Raw genomic sequence first — 18471 nt, 5'->3', positions numbered from 1 at the left:
CGTAATTACGGTGGTTAAGTGTCGACATTAGTGACGAAACCGCCGCTCATCAATGACACTTCGACAGTGATTGCTCACCTTAATCATCTGGTTGCGGCCACATCTAAATAATAGTGTTATTTATTAGTTGTTTAGATGATTTTTCGAACAAGTGAAAATCAGCGCGTGGCTGGCATCTTCTTTGCATCGCTATTGTCAGGGATACGCCACAGGAGCAGCACGGTCATGCATGAAATAACCTTGTGCCAACATGCTATTGCCATGATGGAACAGCAGGCTCGCTTACATGGCGCGCAGCGAATTACGGGGGTGTGGTTAGAAACCGGCGCATTTTCCTGCGTCGAACCGCAGGCGTTAGAGTTCTGTTTTGAGTTGGTATGCCGAGGCACGCTGGCGGAAGGTTGTGTGCTGCATCTTAGCCAGCAGCCGTCACAGGTGTGGTGCTTTGATTGCCAGCAGCAGGTTAATTTGCTGAGTAGCAAAGTGATACGTTGCCCATTGTGTGCCGGGAGCCATTTACGCATCGGCGCATCTGATGATGGCGTCATACTTAAGCGACTGGAGGTGGAATGAGTTTACTTTTTTTAACTGAAATTGGGCGATTGAATAACGCAGAGGCTAGGCTATGTGTATAGGCATCCCCGGTCAAATTGTCGCACTGGATGAAACTCAGCCCGGTACTGCCTGGGTGGATGTGTGCGGTGTGCGGCGTTCGGTGAATATTATGCTGGTGGCTGCCGACTCGCAGGCCAGTCTGGCATTAATCGGCCATTGGGTGTTGGTGCATGTCGGGTTTGCCATGAGCAGGCTGGATGAAGAGGAAGCACTGGAAACCTTGCAGTTGTTACAGCAGATGGGGGAGGTTGAGAGTGATGTAGGGGCATTCTTGGGGCAAAGGGGTTAACCGGACGGGTGTATTATTAAAAACAGGATCGGATTAGATTTCGGTTGTTAGTGCCTCATAGCTCACTTGACCTTTGATAAACCCAATCCAATAGCAAAAGCTAATTCAAAATCATGGTGCTGGTGCAGGATTTTTCTGCTTTTCTTCTGCCAGCCGGTGTTCCAGTTCAACCAATTGTTCCGGTGAGACGGCCGGATAACCTTGTGCGTCATCGGGGATCACATGTATCGCAGGGATAGGGATTAATGGCCCAAGAAAACGTGGTTCGCGTTTCAGAATATAGAGATCCGACAATGCGCCGAGACGGGCAAAAATCTCACGCACTCGCACATTGAGCATATCTTTGGGGGACGGGACGGCAAAACACTGCGCCTGAATCCCCATATGGAGGGCGATAAACAGTGCCCGTTCGCAGTGGAAGCGCTGGGTAATGATAATAAAATCGTTGGTGTCGAATACCTTACGGGTGCGCACGATGGAGTCCAATGTACGGAAGCCCGCGTAATCCAGCACGATATCAGCGGGGGCGACACCGGCGGCGATCAGGTCGCGGCGCATGGTCATCGGCTCATTATAACTTTGCAGCGCATTATCGCCGCTAAGCAGTAAATAACTGACTTTGCCACTGTTATAGGCGTTTATCGCCCCTTGGATCCGATATTGATAAAACTGATTAATACCACCAGTGCGATAATATTTAGCTGTACCCAAGACCACACCGACCTGCCGGTGGGGCAAGTCTTGTAGCTCATCATAGATAAAGGGGGCTGTTTTCCAGCTAATCCAGCGATCGAGCGCAATAGCAGTCACCATCAGCAACCCTACGATGGTAATCAAGCTAATAATCAGGCGTTTCCACATTCTCAGGCCTTTGATGCATCCAATCTACTGGTCATATTTGCAAGGCTACTTTACCTGCGCATGCGGCGCAAGCCTTATACCCTTCGTCCTTGAAGCTACAGCGTTGTTGGCTTGTCGGCTGGCTGTAACTCCAATGCCTTTGGGTATTATCTTCGTCCTTGAAGCTACAGGGGGATTCGTTATTCGGCCCATACCGAAGTACAGGCCGAATAATAACTAGAACGATGTGCGCTTATAAGTGCGGTACTGCGGCTGCCAATAGTTATGCTCAATGGCTTTTGCCAGCGCTTCTTCTGAGGTAACAATGGCGACACCTTGCAACTGCGCCGCTTTGCCCACCTGCATTGCAATGCTCTTTGACACAGCCTGAATATCGTCGATACGCGGCAGCAATGCCCCTTCACCGTTCGATGCTAGTGGTGAACAGTCAGCCAATGCACGACTGGCTGCCATCAACATACCGTCGGTCACCCGCCGGGCGCCCGATGCCAGCACACCCAAACCAATCCCTGGGAAGATATAAGAGTTATTGCATTGTGCAATCGGATACAGCTTCTCCTTATAACTAACCGGTGAGAATGGGCTGCCCGTGGCAACCAGTGCGGCACCATCGGTCCAGTTAATAATGTCCTCTGGCCGTGCTTCAACCCGTGATGTCGGGTTAGACAATGGCATTACAATCGGCCGTGGACAGTGCTGGTGCATCTCGCGGATCAGCTCTTCAGTAAACAACCCCGGCTGGCCTGAGACACCAATCAGCACGGTCGGTTTAGCATTGCGCACCACATCCAGCAGTGAAATTGAGTCACTGGCCAGATTCCAGCTTTGTAGCGAATCACTCTTTTGTACCAGTTTACTTTGGAAATCCAATAAGTTAGGTAGTTTGTCAGTCAACAGACCAAAACGGTCAACCATAAAGACTCTCGCCCGAGCTTGATCTTCACTCAAACCTTCTGAAATCATCTGTGCAATGATCTGTTCAGCAATACCGCAACCTGCTGATCCGGCGCCGAGGAAGGTGACGGTTTGGTCGCGTAACTGGCTGCCTGCGGCATGGCTGGCAGCAATCAGGCTACCCAGCGTGACCGCCGCGGTGCCCTGAATATCATCATTGAAACAACATAGCTCGTCACGGTAGCGGTTCAGCAGCGGGGTGGCATTGTTCTGCGCAAAATCTTCAAACTGCAACAACACATTTGGCCAGCGGCGTTTGACCGCCTGAATGAATTCGTCAACAAAAGCATAATATTCATCACCGGAAATACGCGGATGACGCCATCCCATATACAGCGGGTCATTCAGGCGTTGCGGGTTGTTGGTCCCGACATCTAACACTACCGGCAATGTATAGGCTGGACTGATACCACCGCACGCGGTATACAGCGACAATTTACCAATGGGGATCCCCATGCCGCCAATACCCTGATCGCCAAGGCCGAGAATTCGCTCACCGTCGGTTACCACGATAACTTTCACGTTCTGTTTAGTGGCGTTTTGTAACATATCGTCAATGTGTTCACGGTTTGGGTAAGAGATAAATAACCCACGCGCACGACGATAGATATCAGAGAAGTGTTCACAAGCCTCGCCAACGGTAGGCGTGTAGATAATTGGCATCATCTCGCTGAGATGGGCGTCCAGCAGGCGGTAAAACAGAGTCTCATTGGTGTCTTGAATGTTGCGCAGATAGATATGCTTGTCGTCGTCATTTTTAAAATCTTGATACTGGCGGTAAGCGCGCTCAGCTTGTTCTTCAATAGTTTCAACCGCTTCAGGCAACAATCCGTGTAAGTTAAAGTGGTTGCGCTCATCATTAGTAAAGGCGCTGCCTTTGTTAAGGAGAGGGAATTCTAACAGGATCGGACCAGCGTAGGGGATATAGAGGGTGCGCTTACTTTCGTATTCAAGTTCCATGAGTTTTACTCTTATATGACTATGGGTATTGATAGCAATTGTTGCCCTGATCCTAAAAGATAAGAAGAATATGTACAGCTTTTGTTAGTTAAATATGTCTGTAATCGGTAAAAGTGCGAGTTAACTTGCAGATTTAGCTGAGCAGTTTATTGGAACCAGGCGTCATTCGTTGCGAGGTCTCGGTGCTATGATCGGCATCGCTCAGGCCAGCTTATGGCTTGGAATACCAGATGACTTATCAGGTCGTACACGCGGGAATGAGTTTCACTGCTATTTAGGGGAATCGGTAGGATTAGCGTGATAACTGGGGGTTAGCCATGTAACCCCCAATTAGTTGGGTGTTATTTAGGCAAAAATGTCACGTGTTTTACATCATCGCAACCTAAGGCTGCCAGTGTTGCCAGTGTGGCATCCCACTGAGTCAGTGTCGGATTACTGCCCTCAATCAGCACCGCACGGCGAATGGCCGCGCAATCCCCACCGGTAATGTTGGTCAGGATCAATGCAGCTTGCAGCGGTGGTAGGCTGGGGTTGAAGGCGGCATTTTCTGCATAACGGCCCACATAGATAGCACCATCAGCCGCTTCCAATGCAACACCGCTATGAGCATTGCTATAAGGAGCATGACTGTGGTTCGCACCTTCGAGGGCTGCCTGAGTCAGTGCATCGGTTTCAGCTACGGTGTAGCCATGAAACACCGGATCCATCAGCAGCGTGGTGATATCCAAATCTTTCGGGCCGAAAGAGTCAGGCAAATAGTGACCCAGGGTTGCGGCAGGGCGGCCCGGCAAATGGATATGCAGGTCGGTTCCGCTATTCAGCTCATTCATAAACTGGCGGCAATGACCACAGGGAGTGTAATTAACAGTAATTGCGACCAGGCTGGCTTCGCCGCGTAACCAGGCATGAGTAACCGCACACTGCTCGGCATGAATGGTTTGTTGTAGCGGTACACCGCTAAACTCCATATTGGCGCCAAAATAGAGGTTGCCGCTGCTCCCCTGAGCGATAGCACCAACCATAAAATGAGAGATTGGCGCCAGCGCACACGCGGCAGCCAGCGGCAACAACGCGAATGCCAGCGCATTGTCATCCAACCCACTGATGCTTTTTACCGTTTCCACTTGCTTCGCTGTCAACATGGCAGGGAAATCGTTTGCGCTCAGAATAGGTTCAAGTGCTGATTGCAGTGAAGCGGGTAGCTTAGCCCAAGGGGCATGAAAACGTGCTTGCATAGGGAGTCTCTCCAAGAGTAACGGGAAACTATTTTAGGCAGCTTAGGGGCTTCTTGATGTGATTAAGATCTCATTACCAATGAAATCGATGCAAGTAAAATCTCAAATGAGAGATGTATCTCAAATTTAAACCTGAAAACAGGCGCTATTTCCCCTTGTTACTGTAGACCCTGATGTGCGTTTGCGCGTCAGGGTCTCACGCCATTAGCCGAACAAATGGAGTAACACCGGGAATAGGAAAGGAGCCAACAGTGAAGTGATAATCCCGCAGATTACCAGTGCCAGTGAGCTAAATGCACCTTCCTGAAAGTCCATTTCAGCACAACGGGCGGTGCCCAGTGCATGGGAGGCGGTACCCATGGCTAAACCTCGCGAGGCCTTAGTGGTTATCTTTAATAAATTTAGCAAGCTATGGCCAAATACCGCACCCAAAATACCGACAAAAATGACGCATACTGCGCTGATGGCGGGTAAGCCATGGATAGACTCAGCGACGGCCATGGCAATAGGTGTGGTGACAGATTTAGGCAATACCGAAGCCGCAATCTCCGGGGTTGCTCCCATCCACAGGGCGACCGCCGTACCACTAACCATGGCGGTAATACTGCCAATAAAACAGATACTGATAATGGATTTCCAGCGGGCGCGAATTTGATGCAATTGTTCATATAGCGGGAAAGCTAGCGCCACCACGGCGGGTTGCAGTAAATCATTCAATACTTTGCTGCCAGCAAAATAGTTGGCATAGGGCATATGCGTGACCAGCAGCAATGGAATGATAACAACCATCGATATCAATAATGGGTTAAGCAGTGGCATTTTCAGCCAGCGGGCTAAGCGACGCGCACCAAAGAATACGATTAAGGTGAGTGGCAGTGACCACCATAAATTGCTGATCATTTGTCGTCCTCGGTATGGGTAGGAGAACCAATGACTTTGCGTTCGCGGTGAACATAATGAGAACTGTAAGCCACCACCAACATGACAATTAGGGTGCTGACAAAGCAGGAAACTACGATGGGACCAAACTGTTTAGTCAGTTGGTCGTAGTACTGCATCACACCGACACCAATCGGCACAAACAACAGCGCCATATAACGGATCAGTAGGTGGCAACCGGGTTTCACCCAGATTGAAGGCAATATCTGGGATGCCAGCAGAGCAAATAGAATCAGCATCCCAATGATACTGCCAGGGATGGTGATAGGCAGCAGCAAAGCCAGTGCTTTACCCGCCCATAAGCACAGATAAATAATGGCGAAAGCCCGCAGGTACTGCCAGCAAAGTGAAGTCACATTGCGCATAGAAAAGGTCCTGAGTTACGGAGTGCATTCATCATACAATTAAGTTTGATTATGTGCTAGCTGTCACACTATGAATAATAGACTCATCATGTATCAAACTGTGAGCGTGTTGATTTGCTACTACACATAACTTATTCGCAGCCCGCCTTGCTGCATCTGGGCGCCTATTGGGTATGTTCTGATACCTGATGGGGTTGAGCCGACTGCGTCTTAGCCAATCGATAGCCACGATAGAAAAATGCCAGCCCCAAAATAGCCGCGATAATCAGCATATAGAACATCATCTGCGGTGCGGCCCAGGCTAGCAAGAAGCCACAAAGTACCGGATTAATCGCTCCGCCTAACTGACCGAGATTTTGTACCCCATAGTAACTGCCTTTGAGATTCACTGGAGCAATAAAATCGATAAACAAGTATTCGACTGGGATAACAATAATTTCGCCCAATGAGAAAATCGCCATTGCCAGCATCCATAGTGGAATTGAATCTTGAGCCGCCATAAATCCGAGTAGGCCAATGATAAAGAACAGGGTGCCAAACATCAGCCAGCGCATTAAGTTCTGCTGATTCATACGGCGACTTAATAAGTATTGCAGGGTAATCACAATAGTTGCATTAACGGTCATTACTGCACCGATCACCTGATAGGCAAATTTAGCATCTGACACCGTAATCAGATATTGAGATAAATAACCCGAGAATTGGCCAAAGACAATGGCACTGAGCATACTGCCCAGGGTGAAGTAAATCAGCCGTTTATCACAACGTAAGATAGTAAATGTTTGGCGGAAATCCGGTACCGATTCGCTGGCTGAATGTTCTGTTGCTAACATATCGGTACTGCTTATTCTGAATTTCAACGCCACCGCGACCAGCAACGCCAATACACCCGAAATGATAAAAGGCAATTGTGAGCCAAAACCAACCACCAAAACCCCCATCGCCGGCCCCACCGCCCAGCCGACATTGACCAGTGTGTAGTTAGCTGAAAAGGCTTTAATACGTTCATTTACTGGCAGCCAATCAGCAAAACAGGCTTTGAGCGCGATACTGTAAACCGAGTAGGCCGAATGCAGCAGCGCCAAAATCAGAATGATCCAGGCCGGATGCTCAATCCATGGCAAAGTAAAAAATGTGGCAGAAAACAGACTTATTGCGAGCAAAATCAATAGCTTTTTATTGAATTTGTCCACCAGATAGCCACCATATAGGCTAGTGAAAATACCTAACGTCAAACTTGCCCCTAACACCAGCCCGACTTTATCGGGAGCCAACTGAAAATGCTCAGCCAAATAGATAGTTATAAAGGGCAGGGTGATAGCTCGCCCAATAGTCAGGACCAGCGAAGCAATCAATAAATTGGTGACACGTGATGGAAATCCTTTCATGGCATTTTCTTTTTTAATTATTTGGATAATAAGATATATCTATGCGGATTATTTCTAATAAAAAGAATGACTCGCACAGCGCTACGACAGTGGCTCAACCAACTACATTAGACTATTGCGGCGATAAAGAGAGGGGGGAGGGAGGAAAAATTTTTGTAAGCAGCAGATCGGCCTGAATCGATCTGCCAGTAATTGATATCGCCAAGGTCATGGGCGTTACCGCTAACATAGCAGTAACGTCAAGGACGAAGAGGATAATTAACCTAAATATTCGATGATTGACAGCCCAGCGTTATAATCGGTGCTGTAGATAATCCCTTGTGCATCAACAAACACATCACATGACTGAATAACTTGTGGCCGACCAGGGCGTTTATCCACCATTTTTTCCGGGGCTGCAGGCACTAATGCACCGGTTTCCTTCGGTTGGTATGGGTTACTGATGTCGTAAGCGCGCACTCCGGCATTTTGATAGGTAGCAAAAATCAGTGACGAACTGATAAAGCTGCCTGGGCGGTTCTCATGCAGGTTGTGCGGGCCGAAATGCGCCCCTTTTGTGACGTAATCCCGCTCATCAGGTACCGGAAAAGTTGAGATACTCACCGGATTGCTTGGCTCACGAATATCGAACAGCCAAATATGCTTTTCACCATCTTCCTGATTATCCAGCACCGCCTCATCCAGCACCACTAATAGGTCGCGGTCTGGCAATGGAAGTGCAGTATGGGTGCCGCCACCAAAGGGGGGGCTCCAGTTGCGATGGCTGATCAGTTTCGGCTCATGCCGGTCAGAGACATCCAGCAGGGTCAGTCCACCATCGCGCCAACTGCTATAGGCTGTATCACCGCTGATAATGGCATGATGCAATGCGTAACGTTTGCCTTCTGGCCAGCTTGGTTGCTCACCCGCCGCAGTGTGCATGCCGGGTAAAGCATAACGCCCCGCCACCTGTGGTTTTTGCGGGTCAGCCAGATCAATGGTCAGGAAAATATAATCACTGTAGCCATCCAGCAATGCAGAAACATAAGCCCAGCGGCCGCCAACATACCAGATGCGATGAATACCAATACCATCAAGCGGCAGGAAGCTAATTTCACGCGGTCTATCCGGTATCGAAATATCAAAAATACGTAAACCGGCACTCCAACTGCGACCTTCCTGCCGGGTACTGACGGTTTGTGCCACGGAGCGGGTGTAATAGACTTTCTCTTGCGCAAAACTGGCGTCGGCAAACAGGTCGCGTGCGTTAATCACCAGCAGCAGGTCATCATGGACTTGTAAGTGTACGTTCCAAGTATTGGGGGGAGCGGCGATAAAACCTGCCGGGCGCGGATTTTTCGCATCCCGCACATCAATAATTGATACCCCTTGCGATACCATATGGCCGACATAGGCATAGCCACGGTGCACCATTACCTGTACACCGTCGGGTTTTCCGCCCTGATTGCTATGGCCAATCAGCCGCATATTGCGGCTGTATTCGGGTTGTGGCAAGGAAGCTTGCGTTGCCATCTATTTCACTCCCAGTCGGTTAGATTTACTGGCCGTTTTTGGCGGCAAGGGTGGCGAACCAGGGTGAGTTGAAATCATCGGATTGGCCCCAGCCCGGAATGATTTTACTCAAGCCTGCCACGTTAACCGCGCCGGGTTGACTGGCCAGCAAGGCTTGTGGAATGGATGCAGCACGGAACTCATAACTGGCAGGCGTCTCTTCCCCAGCAATCTTCTTGGCGACCAAACGTAAGTTAACGGCTCCAATCAGTTTAGGATCGACGGCAACACTGACTTTCCATGGGCTATTGGCTTCACGCATCAGTTGTAAATCCTGATTCGATATATCAATGCTGTAGAGTTTGATCTCGGTACGGCCATTTTCCTGTAAGGCTTTATAAGCGCCTTGAGTAAAGGCATCCCAAGTTCCCCAGATTGCGTCGATTTTGCCTTTCGGATATTTTGCCAATACGGCACCGACTTTATTGGCGGTATCACCCTGCACATCAGAAGACACGGCTCCGATAGACTCCAGTTCATGAATACCCGGATTCTGTTTTAGCAGTGCCTGATAAGCGGCCTGGCGACGTTCCATCGGTGGGAAACCGGCAACCCAAAGCTTGATGATATTGGCTTTACCGTTGAAGTCTTTGACCAATTGGCCAAAGGATTCATTGGTCAGGGATGCATCATCCTGCTGAGTGACGGTCAGGCCGGGAATCTCGCCCTGAATAGCGGTATCGAACACCGATACCGCAATGCCGCTGGCTGCAATCCGTTTAACCAGTTCGGTTGAGTACGGGTCACGCCCCTGAGAGAGAATGATGCCGTCATATTTTTGGCTGATGGCCTGATTCACAAAGTCTTGAAAACGGGCGTCGTCACCGTTGCTCAAGAAGGTATCGACTTTGAAACCGAGCTTTTTACCTTCTTTTAATACACCGGACAAAAATTGAGTGGTGTTGTCATCAGATCCCAGGTTACGGATCACGGCAATTTTAATCTGCCCTGGATGTTTGGCGATAGCATCTGGGATCGGGGCTACCGTGGCGGTGTCCGCTGCGAATACCGGCAGTGCTGTCAGTAGGCTCAGGGCCAGTAAAGGGGAAGCAATTTTTTTCATCCAAAACTCCGTCATGGTGTCGATAAGTTATGCAAAGTGAGTGGTGTTGTCGTTGTTATGGCTATCTTTGTGTCTAGACGTCTATTCGCCGCTGTACAGCATCATAACCATAACTATTTTGATTAGGAATTAACTTTGTTATGAATTTTTGGATTGGGTTATATCTTTTAGTTTGGATGGCTTAAATAAGCAGCAAAATAGGGCTAGTGGATTATTATGCTGCGAGGAAATAGGCTTAATAACCTTTCTATTGCAATGGTTTATTCTTGCGTTGAGTATTCCCTTATTTTTATTAGGATTAATTTTTTATTTCGTTGTTTGCTCAGTACTGATACCCTAATGAAAATGTGTAGTAATCAATAATAGAGGTTCAATTCCATAATATAGATAGGTTTTGCAATTTTAAAGTTAATGATATTTAAAGGATTAAAGTCACTATGGAAAAAGTTAGCAGTCTATATAAATTCAGGCAGGAGAGTGCTGATAGAACACAACTGAGTTTGTGCTGTTTTACCTATAAGAATATCTATTTTTATCTGTCACGCAGTGAGTTTTTATTTCTATTTATTCGCATTGACGGTACTCATTTTTTTAATAATAATACTATTTCCTGATTTAGCAGATGAAGTCTTGTCTTTATCGATTCAGGTTTTCCCCGCAGTCTACTCATTAGTCTTATTGCTGCCTTGCTTCAATCGGTTAACCTACCAAAATCTGACGCCTTATTGGTTGGTTTTTCATCTTTTCCCCATTATTGAAATGGTTATACATAATACAGTTACCTCATTCTTATCAGATTTATTTTTACTGTATCTGATATTTATCAATATTTATGATGTGAAGTTGCCAGATTGTGAGCGAAAAAAACAATTTGCTGCTGTTATAACGGAAGAGTATCCGTTTGGTCTCACTATTGCTTGCTTTAGTGCATTATATATAAGTTTCTTTCTATTATTTGAACTGGATGATGCCATTATTTCCCTGATGTTACTGTCGTGGATTTTCTTTTTACTGGCAAGGTGGCATTGGCCGGTTGTGATGTTAAATTTATTAGGCGCCATCGGCGTATTTTGGTTTTTCGCATCAGGTTTTGTCGAGATGAAACATCATAAGAATATTATTATTAATGCGCTAATTAAGGTTTCTTTGCTGGACAGTATTCTGTTTCTTATTTTCTCATTAAGCTTATTTATTAATATGCTGTTTTGGTTGGAGGCATGGCAACGGGAGCGGTTGTCCACCATTACCAACATTGTGCGATAAAAAATGCCGGTTAGGTTTCCCCTGACCGGCATTTTTGCTATTTCCTGACAATTTAGTTATTCCCTGACAACCACTTTCGTCAGAGAACACTGTCATACATCAAATCATTTCACTTGCATGCCGGGTTGGGCACCACTGTCTGGGCTAAGCAGGAAGATATCTTTACCGCCAGGGCCTGCCGCCATCACCATACCTTCTGAAAGACCGAAGCGCATTTTGCGTGGTGCCAGGTTAGCCACCATCATGGTCAATCGGCCCTCCAATACTTTCGGGTCAGGATATGCAGAACGGATGCCAGAGAAGACCTGGCGAGTTTGGCCGCCGATATCCAAAGTCAGTTTCAATAACTTATCAGAGCCTTCAACAAATTCTGCCTGCTGAATCAGCGCAATACGCATATCCACTTTAGCAAAATCATCAAAACTGATGGTTTCCTGAATCGGAGAGTCAGCTAATGGCCCGGTGGCTACCACTGTTGGTGCCATATCCGCTTTAGACGAAGTAACCATTTCGTTAACTTTATCTAACTCGATACGATTGAACAGGGCTTTAAAGGTATTGATCTGATGGCCTAACAGCGGTTGTTGAATGCTATCCCACGTTAGTTCGGTATTGAGGAAAGCCTCAGTACGTTCAGTCAGCGATGGCAATACCGGTTTCAGGTAAGTCATCAGTACGCGGAACAGATTGATACCCAAGGAGCAAACCGCTTGTAGGTCGGCATCGCGACCTTCCTCTTTCGCTATCACCCACGGGGCTTGTTCATCAACATAACGATTGGCAATATCAGCCAGTGCCATAATTTCACGGATAGCTTTGCCTGATTCGCGGCTGTTATAGGCATCTGCAATGCTGATAGCCGCATCAGTGAAGGTTTTATACAGCACCGGATCTGCCAACTGGTCGGCTAATTTACCGCCAAAGCGTTTATTGATAAAACCTGCATTACGAGAAGCCAGATTCACAACTTTATTGACGATATCGGTATTAACACGCTGGACAAAATCTTCCAGATTTAAATCAATATCATCAATGCGCGAAGAGAGTTTCGCGGCGTAGTAATAACGCAAGCAATCGGCATCAAAGTGTTGCAGGTAGGTGCTGGCTTTAATGAATGTGCCGCGTGATTTCGACATTTTCGCGCCGTTTACCGTGACATAACCATGAACAAAGATATTGGTCGGTTTGCGGAAATTGCTGCCTTCCAACATGGCAGGCCAAAACAGGCTATGGAAGTAAACAATGTCTTTACCAATAAAGTGATAAAGATCGGTTTCAGAACCTTCACGCCAGAACTCATCAAAGTCCAGATCGCCGCGCTTGTCGCACAGATTCTTAAACGACCCCATATAGCCGATTGGGGCATCCAGCCAGACATAGAAATATTTACCTGGCGCATCCGGTACTTCAAAACCGAAGTAGGGCGCATCACGGGTGATATCCCACTGTTGTAGGCCAGACTCAAACCATTCCTGCATTTTGTTCGCAACTTGCTCTTGCAGCGCGCCAGAACGCGTCCAGGCTTGCAACATATCGCTGAAGGCCGGCAGGTCGAAGAAGAAATGTTCAGATTCGCGCATCACCGGAGTCGCACCAGAAACTGCCGACTTTGGATCGATAAGTTCAGTCGGGCTGTAGGTTGCGCCACACACTTCACAGTTATCGCCATATTGATCTGGCGCTTTACACTTCGGACAGGTGCCTTTGACAAAACGATCGGGCAGGAACATGCCTTTCTCAGGGTCATAGAGCTGAGAAATGGTGCGATTCTTGATATAACCGTTTGCTTTCAGACGGCTGTATATCAGGCTCGACAGTTCACGGTTTTCATCACTGTGAGTGGAGTGATAGTTATCATAACTGATAGCGAAACCGGCGAAATCCTGTTGGTGTTCCTGGCTCATTTCGGCAATCATCTGCTCTGGTTCGATACCCAGTTGCTGAGCTTTCAGCATGATCGGGGTGCCGTGGGCATCATCTGCACAGATAAAATGAACCTGGTTGCCGCGCATTCGCTGGAAACGGACCCAGATATCTGCCTGGATGTGCTCGAGCATGTGGCCGAGATGTATAGAACCGTTAGCGTATGGTAGCGCGGACGTCACCAATATTTTTTTCGCGACTTGAGCCATAGTGGGAAATTGCTTTCTTTATGTCGATTAAAGGGTCTTTGATGTTAACCGATATGCTGGCTTGCCGCTAGGGTAAGGCAACCTGCACTTTGCCTTAAGTCATAATCGGTTTACTTTGGTGACACAGGGGCAACTGAGTTCTGGTACACTATCATTGGTTAATAACGATAAATTCAAGGAGCCGGGATGAGCCCAAAATCCCCCGAGCAGACCACCCCTGACCTGCTGCAATCACAAATTTCAAAGGTTCTTACGGCCTTTACTCACCCAACCTTGCAAAAGGATCTCCATACCCTGCGTGCTATTCACCATTGCGCCTTATTGGACAATGTGTTGCATATCGAGCTGGTGATGCCGTTTGCCTGGCAATATGGTTTTGATGCATTGAAAGAGTCGGTCAGCGGGGAATTGCTGGCAGTGACTGGTGCTAAAGCTATTGATTGGAAACTGTCACATAATATCACCACGCTCAAACGTGCCAATGATCAGCCGGGTATCAAAGGCGTGCGTAATATTGTGGCTGTCAGCTCGGGTAAAGGTGGTGTGGGGAAATCCAGTACCGCCGTTAATCTGGCACTGGCATTGGCGGAAGAGGGGGCCAAAGTCGGCATTCTGGATGCCGATATTTATGGCCCTTCCATTCCCAATATGCTTGGAACCATGAATCAGCGGCCAACGTCCCCTGACGGCAAGCATATGGCACCGATCATGGCTCACGGTCTGGCGACTAACTCGATTGGTTATCTGGTCACTGATGAGAACGCTATGGTGTGGCGCGGCCCAATGGCCAGTAAGGCATTGATGCAGATGCTGCAAGACACCTTATGGCCGGATTTGGATTATTTGGTGATTGATATGCCACCGGGTACCGGTGATATCCAGTTGACGCTGTCGCAAAATATTCCGGTGACGGGAGCATTGGTGGTGACAACGCCACAAGACATTGCCTTAATCGATGCCATGAAAGGCATTGTGATGTTTGAGAAAGTGCATGTGCCAGTGTTGGGTATTATTGAAAATATGAGCATGCATATTTGCAGCAATTGCGGCCATTTGGAGCCTATTTTCGGCACCGGCGGGGCGGAGAAACTGGCGCAGAAGTACCATTGCAAACTGTTGGGCCAAATTCCATTGCATATTTCTTTGCGCGAAGATCTTGATCGCGGCGAACCAACGGTTATTAGCCACCCTGACAGTGAATTTGCTGATATCTATCGCCAACTGGCATCAAATGTGGCGGCAGAGATGTACTGGCAAGGGGAAGCTATCCCAACGGAAATCTCATTCCGCGCGGTGTAACAGCCGCTAACCCCCCTGCGGCGTCAAAGACGCAAAATTATGCCCAAAGTCATTGGCGTTGCAGGTAGGCAGCAAACGAATAAATCCCGATGAGCTGACATAAGTCAGTGATTCGGGTGCGTGAGAGCCGCTAACACCCCTGCGGCGTCAAAGACGCAGGGTATAGTGCTGGCATCAAACCCGCTAACTCCTTATAATTGCCGCGCTCGAAGCACCTAGCGTGCTTTGTCTCCCCTCACACTTCGTAATCAGGTCTTTAATTTTATGACTGACAAAGCACACCAGTGCGTCATTATCGGGATAGCGGGTGCCTCAGCCTCCGGAAAAAGTCTTATCGCCAGCACGCTGTATCGCGAATTACGCGAGCAGGTAGGTGACCAACATATCGGCGTTATCCCTGAGGATGGTTATTACAAAGACCAGAGTCATCTGTCAATGGAAGAGCGGGTCAAAACCAACTATGACCATCCCAGTGCCATGGATCACAACTTATTGCTGGAGCATTTGCAATCGTTGAAAGCAGGCCGGTCGATTGAACTGCCGCTTTACAGTTACACTGAGCACACCCGCAAAAAAGAGACCGTCCATTTAGAACCCAAAAAAGTGATTATTTTGGAAGGGATCTTGTTGTTGACCGATATCCGTCTGCGTCAGGAGATGAATTTCTCGATCTTTGTTGATACCCCGCTGGATATCTGCCTGATGCGCCGTATGAAGCGTGATGTTAATGAGCGTGGTCGTTCGATGGATTCTGTGATGGCGCAATATCAGAAGACTGTGCGTCCAATGTTTCTGCAATTTATAGAACCGTCCAAACAATATGCTGACATTATCGTTCCTCGCGGTGGTAAGAACCGAATTGCGATCGATATTCTAAAAGCGAAAATCAGTCAGTTCTTTGAGTAATGTTCGTCTGGACCTTTGCTTCTTAATATGGCAGCTTGCGTAGTAGATAAGCTGTAACATGCGAATTTTGATGGAGATTTTAGCAATGAGACTGTGCGATCGTGACATAGAAGCCTGGCTGGACAGCGGTAAATTAGGTATTGATCCTCGCCCACCGGTAGAACGTATCAATGGTGCCACAGTCGATGTTCGCTTAGGCAACCAATTCCGTGTATTCAATGGTCACACGGCGGCATTTATTGACTTAAGCGGCCCGAAGGATGAAGTCAGCGAAGCGCTGGAACGCGTCATGAGCGATGAAATCAATCTGCCGGAAGGGGAGGCATTCTTCCTGCATCCAGGGGAGTTGGCGCTGGCAGTGACACTGGAGTCGGTGACAATCCCTGATGACTTGGTCGGCTGGCTTGATGGTCGTTCCTCATTAGCTCGCCTTGGATTAATGGTGCATGTTACCGCACACCGTATAGATCCGGGTTGGCAAGGCAGGATTGTGCTGGAGTTCTATAATTCAGGTAAGCTGCCATTAGCGCTACGCCCAGGGATGTTAATTGGCGCGCTGAGTTTTGAACCACTCTCCGGCCCGGCAGCGCGCCCTTATAATAGCCGTCAGGACGCAAAATATCGCGGTCAACAAGGCGCTGTAGCCAGTCGTATCGATAAAGATTAGCCATTTCTTGCGGAAAGTTTAGCCTGTTTGGACTTTTTAGCCTGATTAGACAAGAGGATGTCATGAGACGATTACTGACGACGTTAATTATCCTGCTGGTTGTGTTAGTTGCAGGGATGAGCGCATTAGTATTGCTGGTTAATCCTAATGACTTTCGCGCCTACATGGTCAAACAGGTAGAGAGAAAAAGTGGTTATCAGTTGCAACTGGAAGGGGATTTGCGCTGGCATGTCTGGCCCCAGCTTAGCATTATTGCTGGCCGGACCGCGCTGACTGCCCCCGGTGCGGCGGCACCGGTTGTCAGTGCTGAAAATATGCGCCTGGATGTCAAACTTTGGCCTCTATTATCACATCAACTTGAAGTAAAACAGGTGATGTTGAAAGGGGCGGTTATCCGCTTGACGCCCGACAGTGAAGCCCAACAACAGCCTGACGCTCCTGTTGCACCATCCGGTAATGTGCCTGTTAATGAGCACCGTGCCTGGAAGCTCGACATTAATAAAGTACAAATCGCTGATAGCCTGTTGATTTGGCAGCGGGCAGACAATGATCAAGTCAATGTACGTGATATCAATCTTGAACTTCAACAAGATGCCCAACGCCAAGTACATATCTCTCTCTCCAGCCGTGTTAACCGTAACCAACGTGATGTGACTTTCTCAATGGTCGCGGATGCAGACATGCGCCATTATCCACAGCAGTACAGCGCCAATATCAGCCAATTCAGTTATAAATTGGAAGGTGCGGATATTCCTGTTGGCGGCGTGAGCGGCGAAGGGACACTACAAGCCAGTTATCAACACGATATTCAACAATTATTGCTGAACCAACTGAGCTTCTCAGCTAATAACAACCAGTTGACGGGGACCGCCAAGGCCACCTTGGGGAAGGTACCTGATTATGTTATCAATTTGGCTGCCGACAATCTTAATCTGGACTCTATTTTTGGTTGGGAGTCTAAAAGTACGGTTGTCAGCAAAGAAACGGCCAAACAGCTTGCCGTGACAGCGCCGGTGATTGCGATTCAGGCTGAGGATGATGTCGGGCAGGACTTGCAAGCATTACGCGACTTTACCGCCCAAATATCGCTAACGGCGAATAACCTGGTCTATCGGGCGATTAAAATCAGTCAACTCAATCTTCAAGCCTCTAATCAGCGCGGGAATGTAGAGATTAGCCGCTTAACCGGTAGTGCGGTTGAGGGCGATTTTTCGTTGCCAGGCTCACTGGATGTGACGGGCAAGAGGGTTCTGGCTACCGTTAACCCAGTGATAAACCATATGGAATTGGGGCCGGTTCTATTGGCCGCCGGTTTGCCGCCGATGATGACGGGCAAATTTTCCATGAAAGCTCAGTTGTCTGGTGATGGTCTTAATGTTGAGGCATTCAACCACCGTTGGCAGGGGGATGCGCAGTTCGGCATGACTAATGCGCGGCTGGAAGGGCTGAATATTCAACAGCTTATTCAACAGGCGGTGACCCGCAGTTCCAGTGATGTCAAAGGTCAGGATCGTTATGAGCGTTATACTGAGGTTACACAGCTACAAGCGAGCCTGGCTTTGCACCGAGGATCAATGAAAGTCAGTAATCTTAGTGCCGATTCGGCGTTGATTTCCATTAAAGGTAACGGGTCACTTAATTTACCCGAACAGCAATGTGATATGAATCTGGCGGTACGGGTTATGCAAGGCTGGAGCGGGCAAGATAGCCTGGTAAAAATGTTGCAAGGTACTGATATCCCTCTGCGCATTTATGGTCCGTGGACTCAGCTTAGCTATCAATTGAATGTCGAACAGTTGTTGCGTAATGAATTACAGCAACGAGCTAAAAAAGCACTCAATGATTGGGCTGAGCGTAATCAACAAAACCGTGCTAGCAAAGATCTTAAAAAGCTTATCGATAAGCTTTAATTACCCATTATCTCCGATAGGCATGGCTGTTTATCGGAGATAATGACGGCATACTGTTATCCATTTGTTGTGTA

Annotated in this window: 15 protein-coding genes and 1 pseudogene; 7 read left to right on the top strand and 9 right to left on the bottom strand. The window is 48.0% G+C overall.

All coding sequences use genetic code 11. The features are described from left to right. Positions 1-225: 225 nt before the first annotated feature. Positions 226-573 carry a hydrogenase maturation nickel metallochaperone HypA gene (gene hypA, locus V2A84_RS11595; RefSeq protein WP_083159365.1) on the top strand — a complete coding sequence of 116 codons (348 nt, stop codon included), beginning with the start codon at positions 226-228 and terminating at the stop codon, positions 571-573. 52 nt (positions 574-625) lie between these two features. Beyond that, positions 626-904 carry a HypC/HybG/HupF family hydrogenase formation chaperone gene (locus tag V2A84_RS11590; RefSeq protein ID WP_083159364.1) on the top strand — a complete coding sequence of 93 codons (279 nt, stop codon included), beginning with the start codon at positions 626-628 and terminating at the stop codon, positions 902-904. A gap of 111 nt (positions 905-1015) precedes the next feature. On the opposite strand, the gene sanA is transcribed toward V2A84_RS11590, so the two are convergent. The 8 genes from sanA to V2A84_RS11550 all read right to left on the bottom strand — a co-directional run bounded on the left by sanA (position 1016) and on the right by V2A84_RS11550 (position 10220). Next, positions 1016-1765, bottom strand: coding sequence for an outer membrane permeability protein SanA (gene sanA / locus V2A84_RS11585; protein WP_083159363.1), 750 nt, complete (start codon positions 1763-1765; stop codon positions 1016-1018). A 216-nt stretch (positions 1766-1981) separates the two neighbouring features. Continuing rightward, entirely contained in the window at positions 1982-3679 is a 1698-nt protein-coding gene (locus tag V2A84_RS11580) for an NAD-dependent malic enzyme (protein WP_083159362.1), read from the bottom strand. A 341-nt stretch (positions 3680-4020) separates the two neighbouring features. Next, positions 4021-4914, bottom strand: a complete 894-nt coding sequence (cdd, locus tag V2A84_RS11575) for a cytidine deaminase (RefSeq protein WP_372558455.1) — start codon at positions 4912-4914, stop codon at positions 4021-4023. 204 nt (positions 4915-5118) lie between these two features. Beyond that, the gene (locus V2A84_RS11570; RefSeq protein WP_032906846.1) at positions 5119-5814 is read right to left on the bottom strand and encodes a CidB/LrgB family autolysis modulator; all 696 of its coding nucleotides are present in this window, start codon (positions 5812-5814) and stop codon (positions 5119-5121) included. Further along, on the bottom strand, positions 5811-6218 hold the full coding sequence (locus V2A84_RS11565; RefSeq protein WP_083159360.1) for a CidA/LrgA family protein: 408 nt from the start codon (positions 6216-6218) through the stop codon (positions 5811-5813). The genes V2A84_RS11570 and V2A84_RS11565 overlap by 4 nt, the downstream gene beginning before the upstream one ends. 164 nt (positions 6219-6382) lie before the next feature. Beyond that, positions 6383-7606, bottom strand: a complete 1224-nt coding sequence (locus V2A84_RS11560; RefSeq protein ID WP_442847971.1) for an MFS transporter — start codon at positions 7604-7606, stop codon at positions 6383-6385. A 258-nt stretch (positions 7607-7864) separates the two neighbouring features. Next, positions 7865-9118 (bottom strand): LVIVD repeat-containing protein, encoded by a 1254-nt coding sequence (locus tag V2A84_RS11555; RefSeq protein ID WP_442848858.1) that lies wholly within the window; start codon positions 9116-9118, stop codon positions 7865-7867. A gap of 25 nt (positions 9119-9143) precedes the next feature. Continuing rightward, positions 9144-10220, bottom strand: a complete 1077-nt coding sequence (locus V2A84_RS11550; protein WP_193784687.1) for a sugar ABC transporter substrate-binding protein — start codon at positions 10218-10220, stop codon at positions 9144-9146. A 437-nt stretch (positions 10221-10657) separates the two neighbouring features. Between V2A84_RS11550 and V2A84_RS11545 the strand changes: the two are divergent. Further along, positions 10658-11483, top strand: a pseudogene (locus tag V2A84_RS11545) (hypothetical protein). 104 nt (positions 11484-11587) lie between these two features. Here V2A84_RS11545 and metG read toward each other — a convergent pair. Further along, positions 11588-13615 (bottom strand): methionine--tRNA ligase, encoded by a 2028-nt coding sequence (gene metG, locus V2A84_RS11540; protein ID WP_083159355.1) that lies wholly within the window; start codon positions 13613-13615, stop codon positions 11588-11590. Between the two features lie 186 nt (positions 13616-13801). Here metG and apbC point away from each other — a divergent pair, with 186 nt between their 5' ends. The 4 genes from apbC to asmA all read left to right on the top strand — a co-directional run bounded on the left by apbC (position 13802) and on the right by asmA (position 18397). After that, entirely contained in the window at positions 13802-14914 is a 1113-nt protein-coding gene (gene apbC / locus V2A84_RS11535) for an iron-sulfur cluster carrier protein ApbC (protein WP_083159354.1), read from the top strand. 264 nt (positions 14915-15178) lie between these two features. Further along, the gene (udk, locus tag V2A84_RS11530; RefSeq protein WP_083159353.1) at positions 15179-15820 is read left to right on the top strand and encodes a uridine kinase; all 642 of its coding nucleotides are present in this window, start codon (positions 15179-15181) and stop codon (positions 15818-15820) included. Positions 15821-15905: 85 nt separating this feature from the next. Then, complete coding sequence (gene dcd, locus V2A84_RS11525) at positions 15906-16487, top strand: dCTP deaminase (protein WP_032906849.1); 582 nt, start codon at positions 15906-15908, stop codon at positions 16485-16487. Positions 16488-16549: 62 nt separating this feature from the next. Then, a complete protein-coding gene (gene asmA / locus V2A84_RS11520; RefSeq protein WP_083159352.1) occupies positions 16550-18397 on the top strand; it encodes an outer membrane assembly protein AsmA in 1848 nt (615 codons plus the stop codon). The last annotated feature ends 74 nt before the right edge of the window (positions 18398-18471 follow it).

The sequence above is a fragment of the Yersinia sp. 2553 StPb PI genome (assembly GCF_052217105.1).
In the GTDB taxonomy this organism is placed as follows: Bacteria; Pseudomonadota; Gammaproteobacteria; order Enterobacterales; family Enterobacteriaceae; genus Yersinia; species Yersinia enterocolitica_E.
Note: the sequence above shows the minus strand (reverse complement) of the source record. Positions and strands in the feature narration are given on the sequence as shown.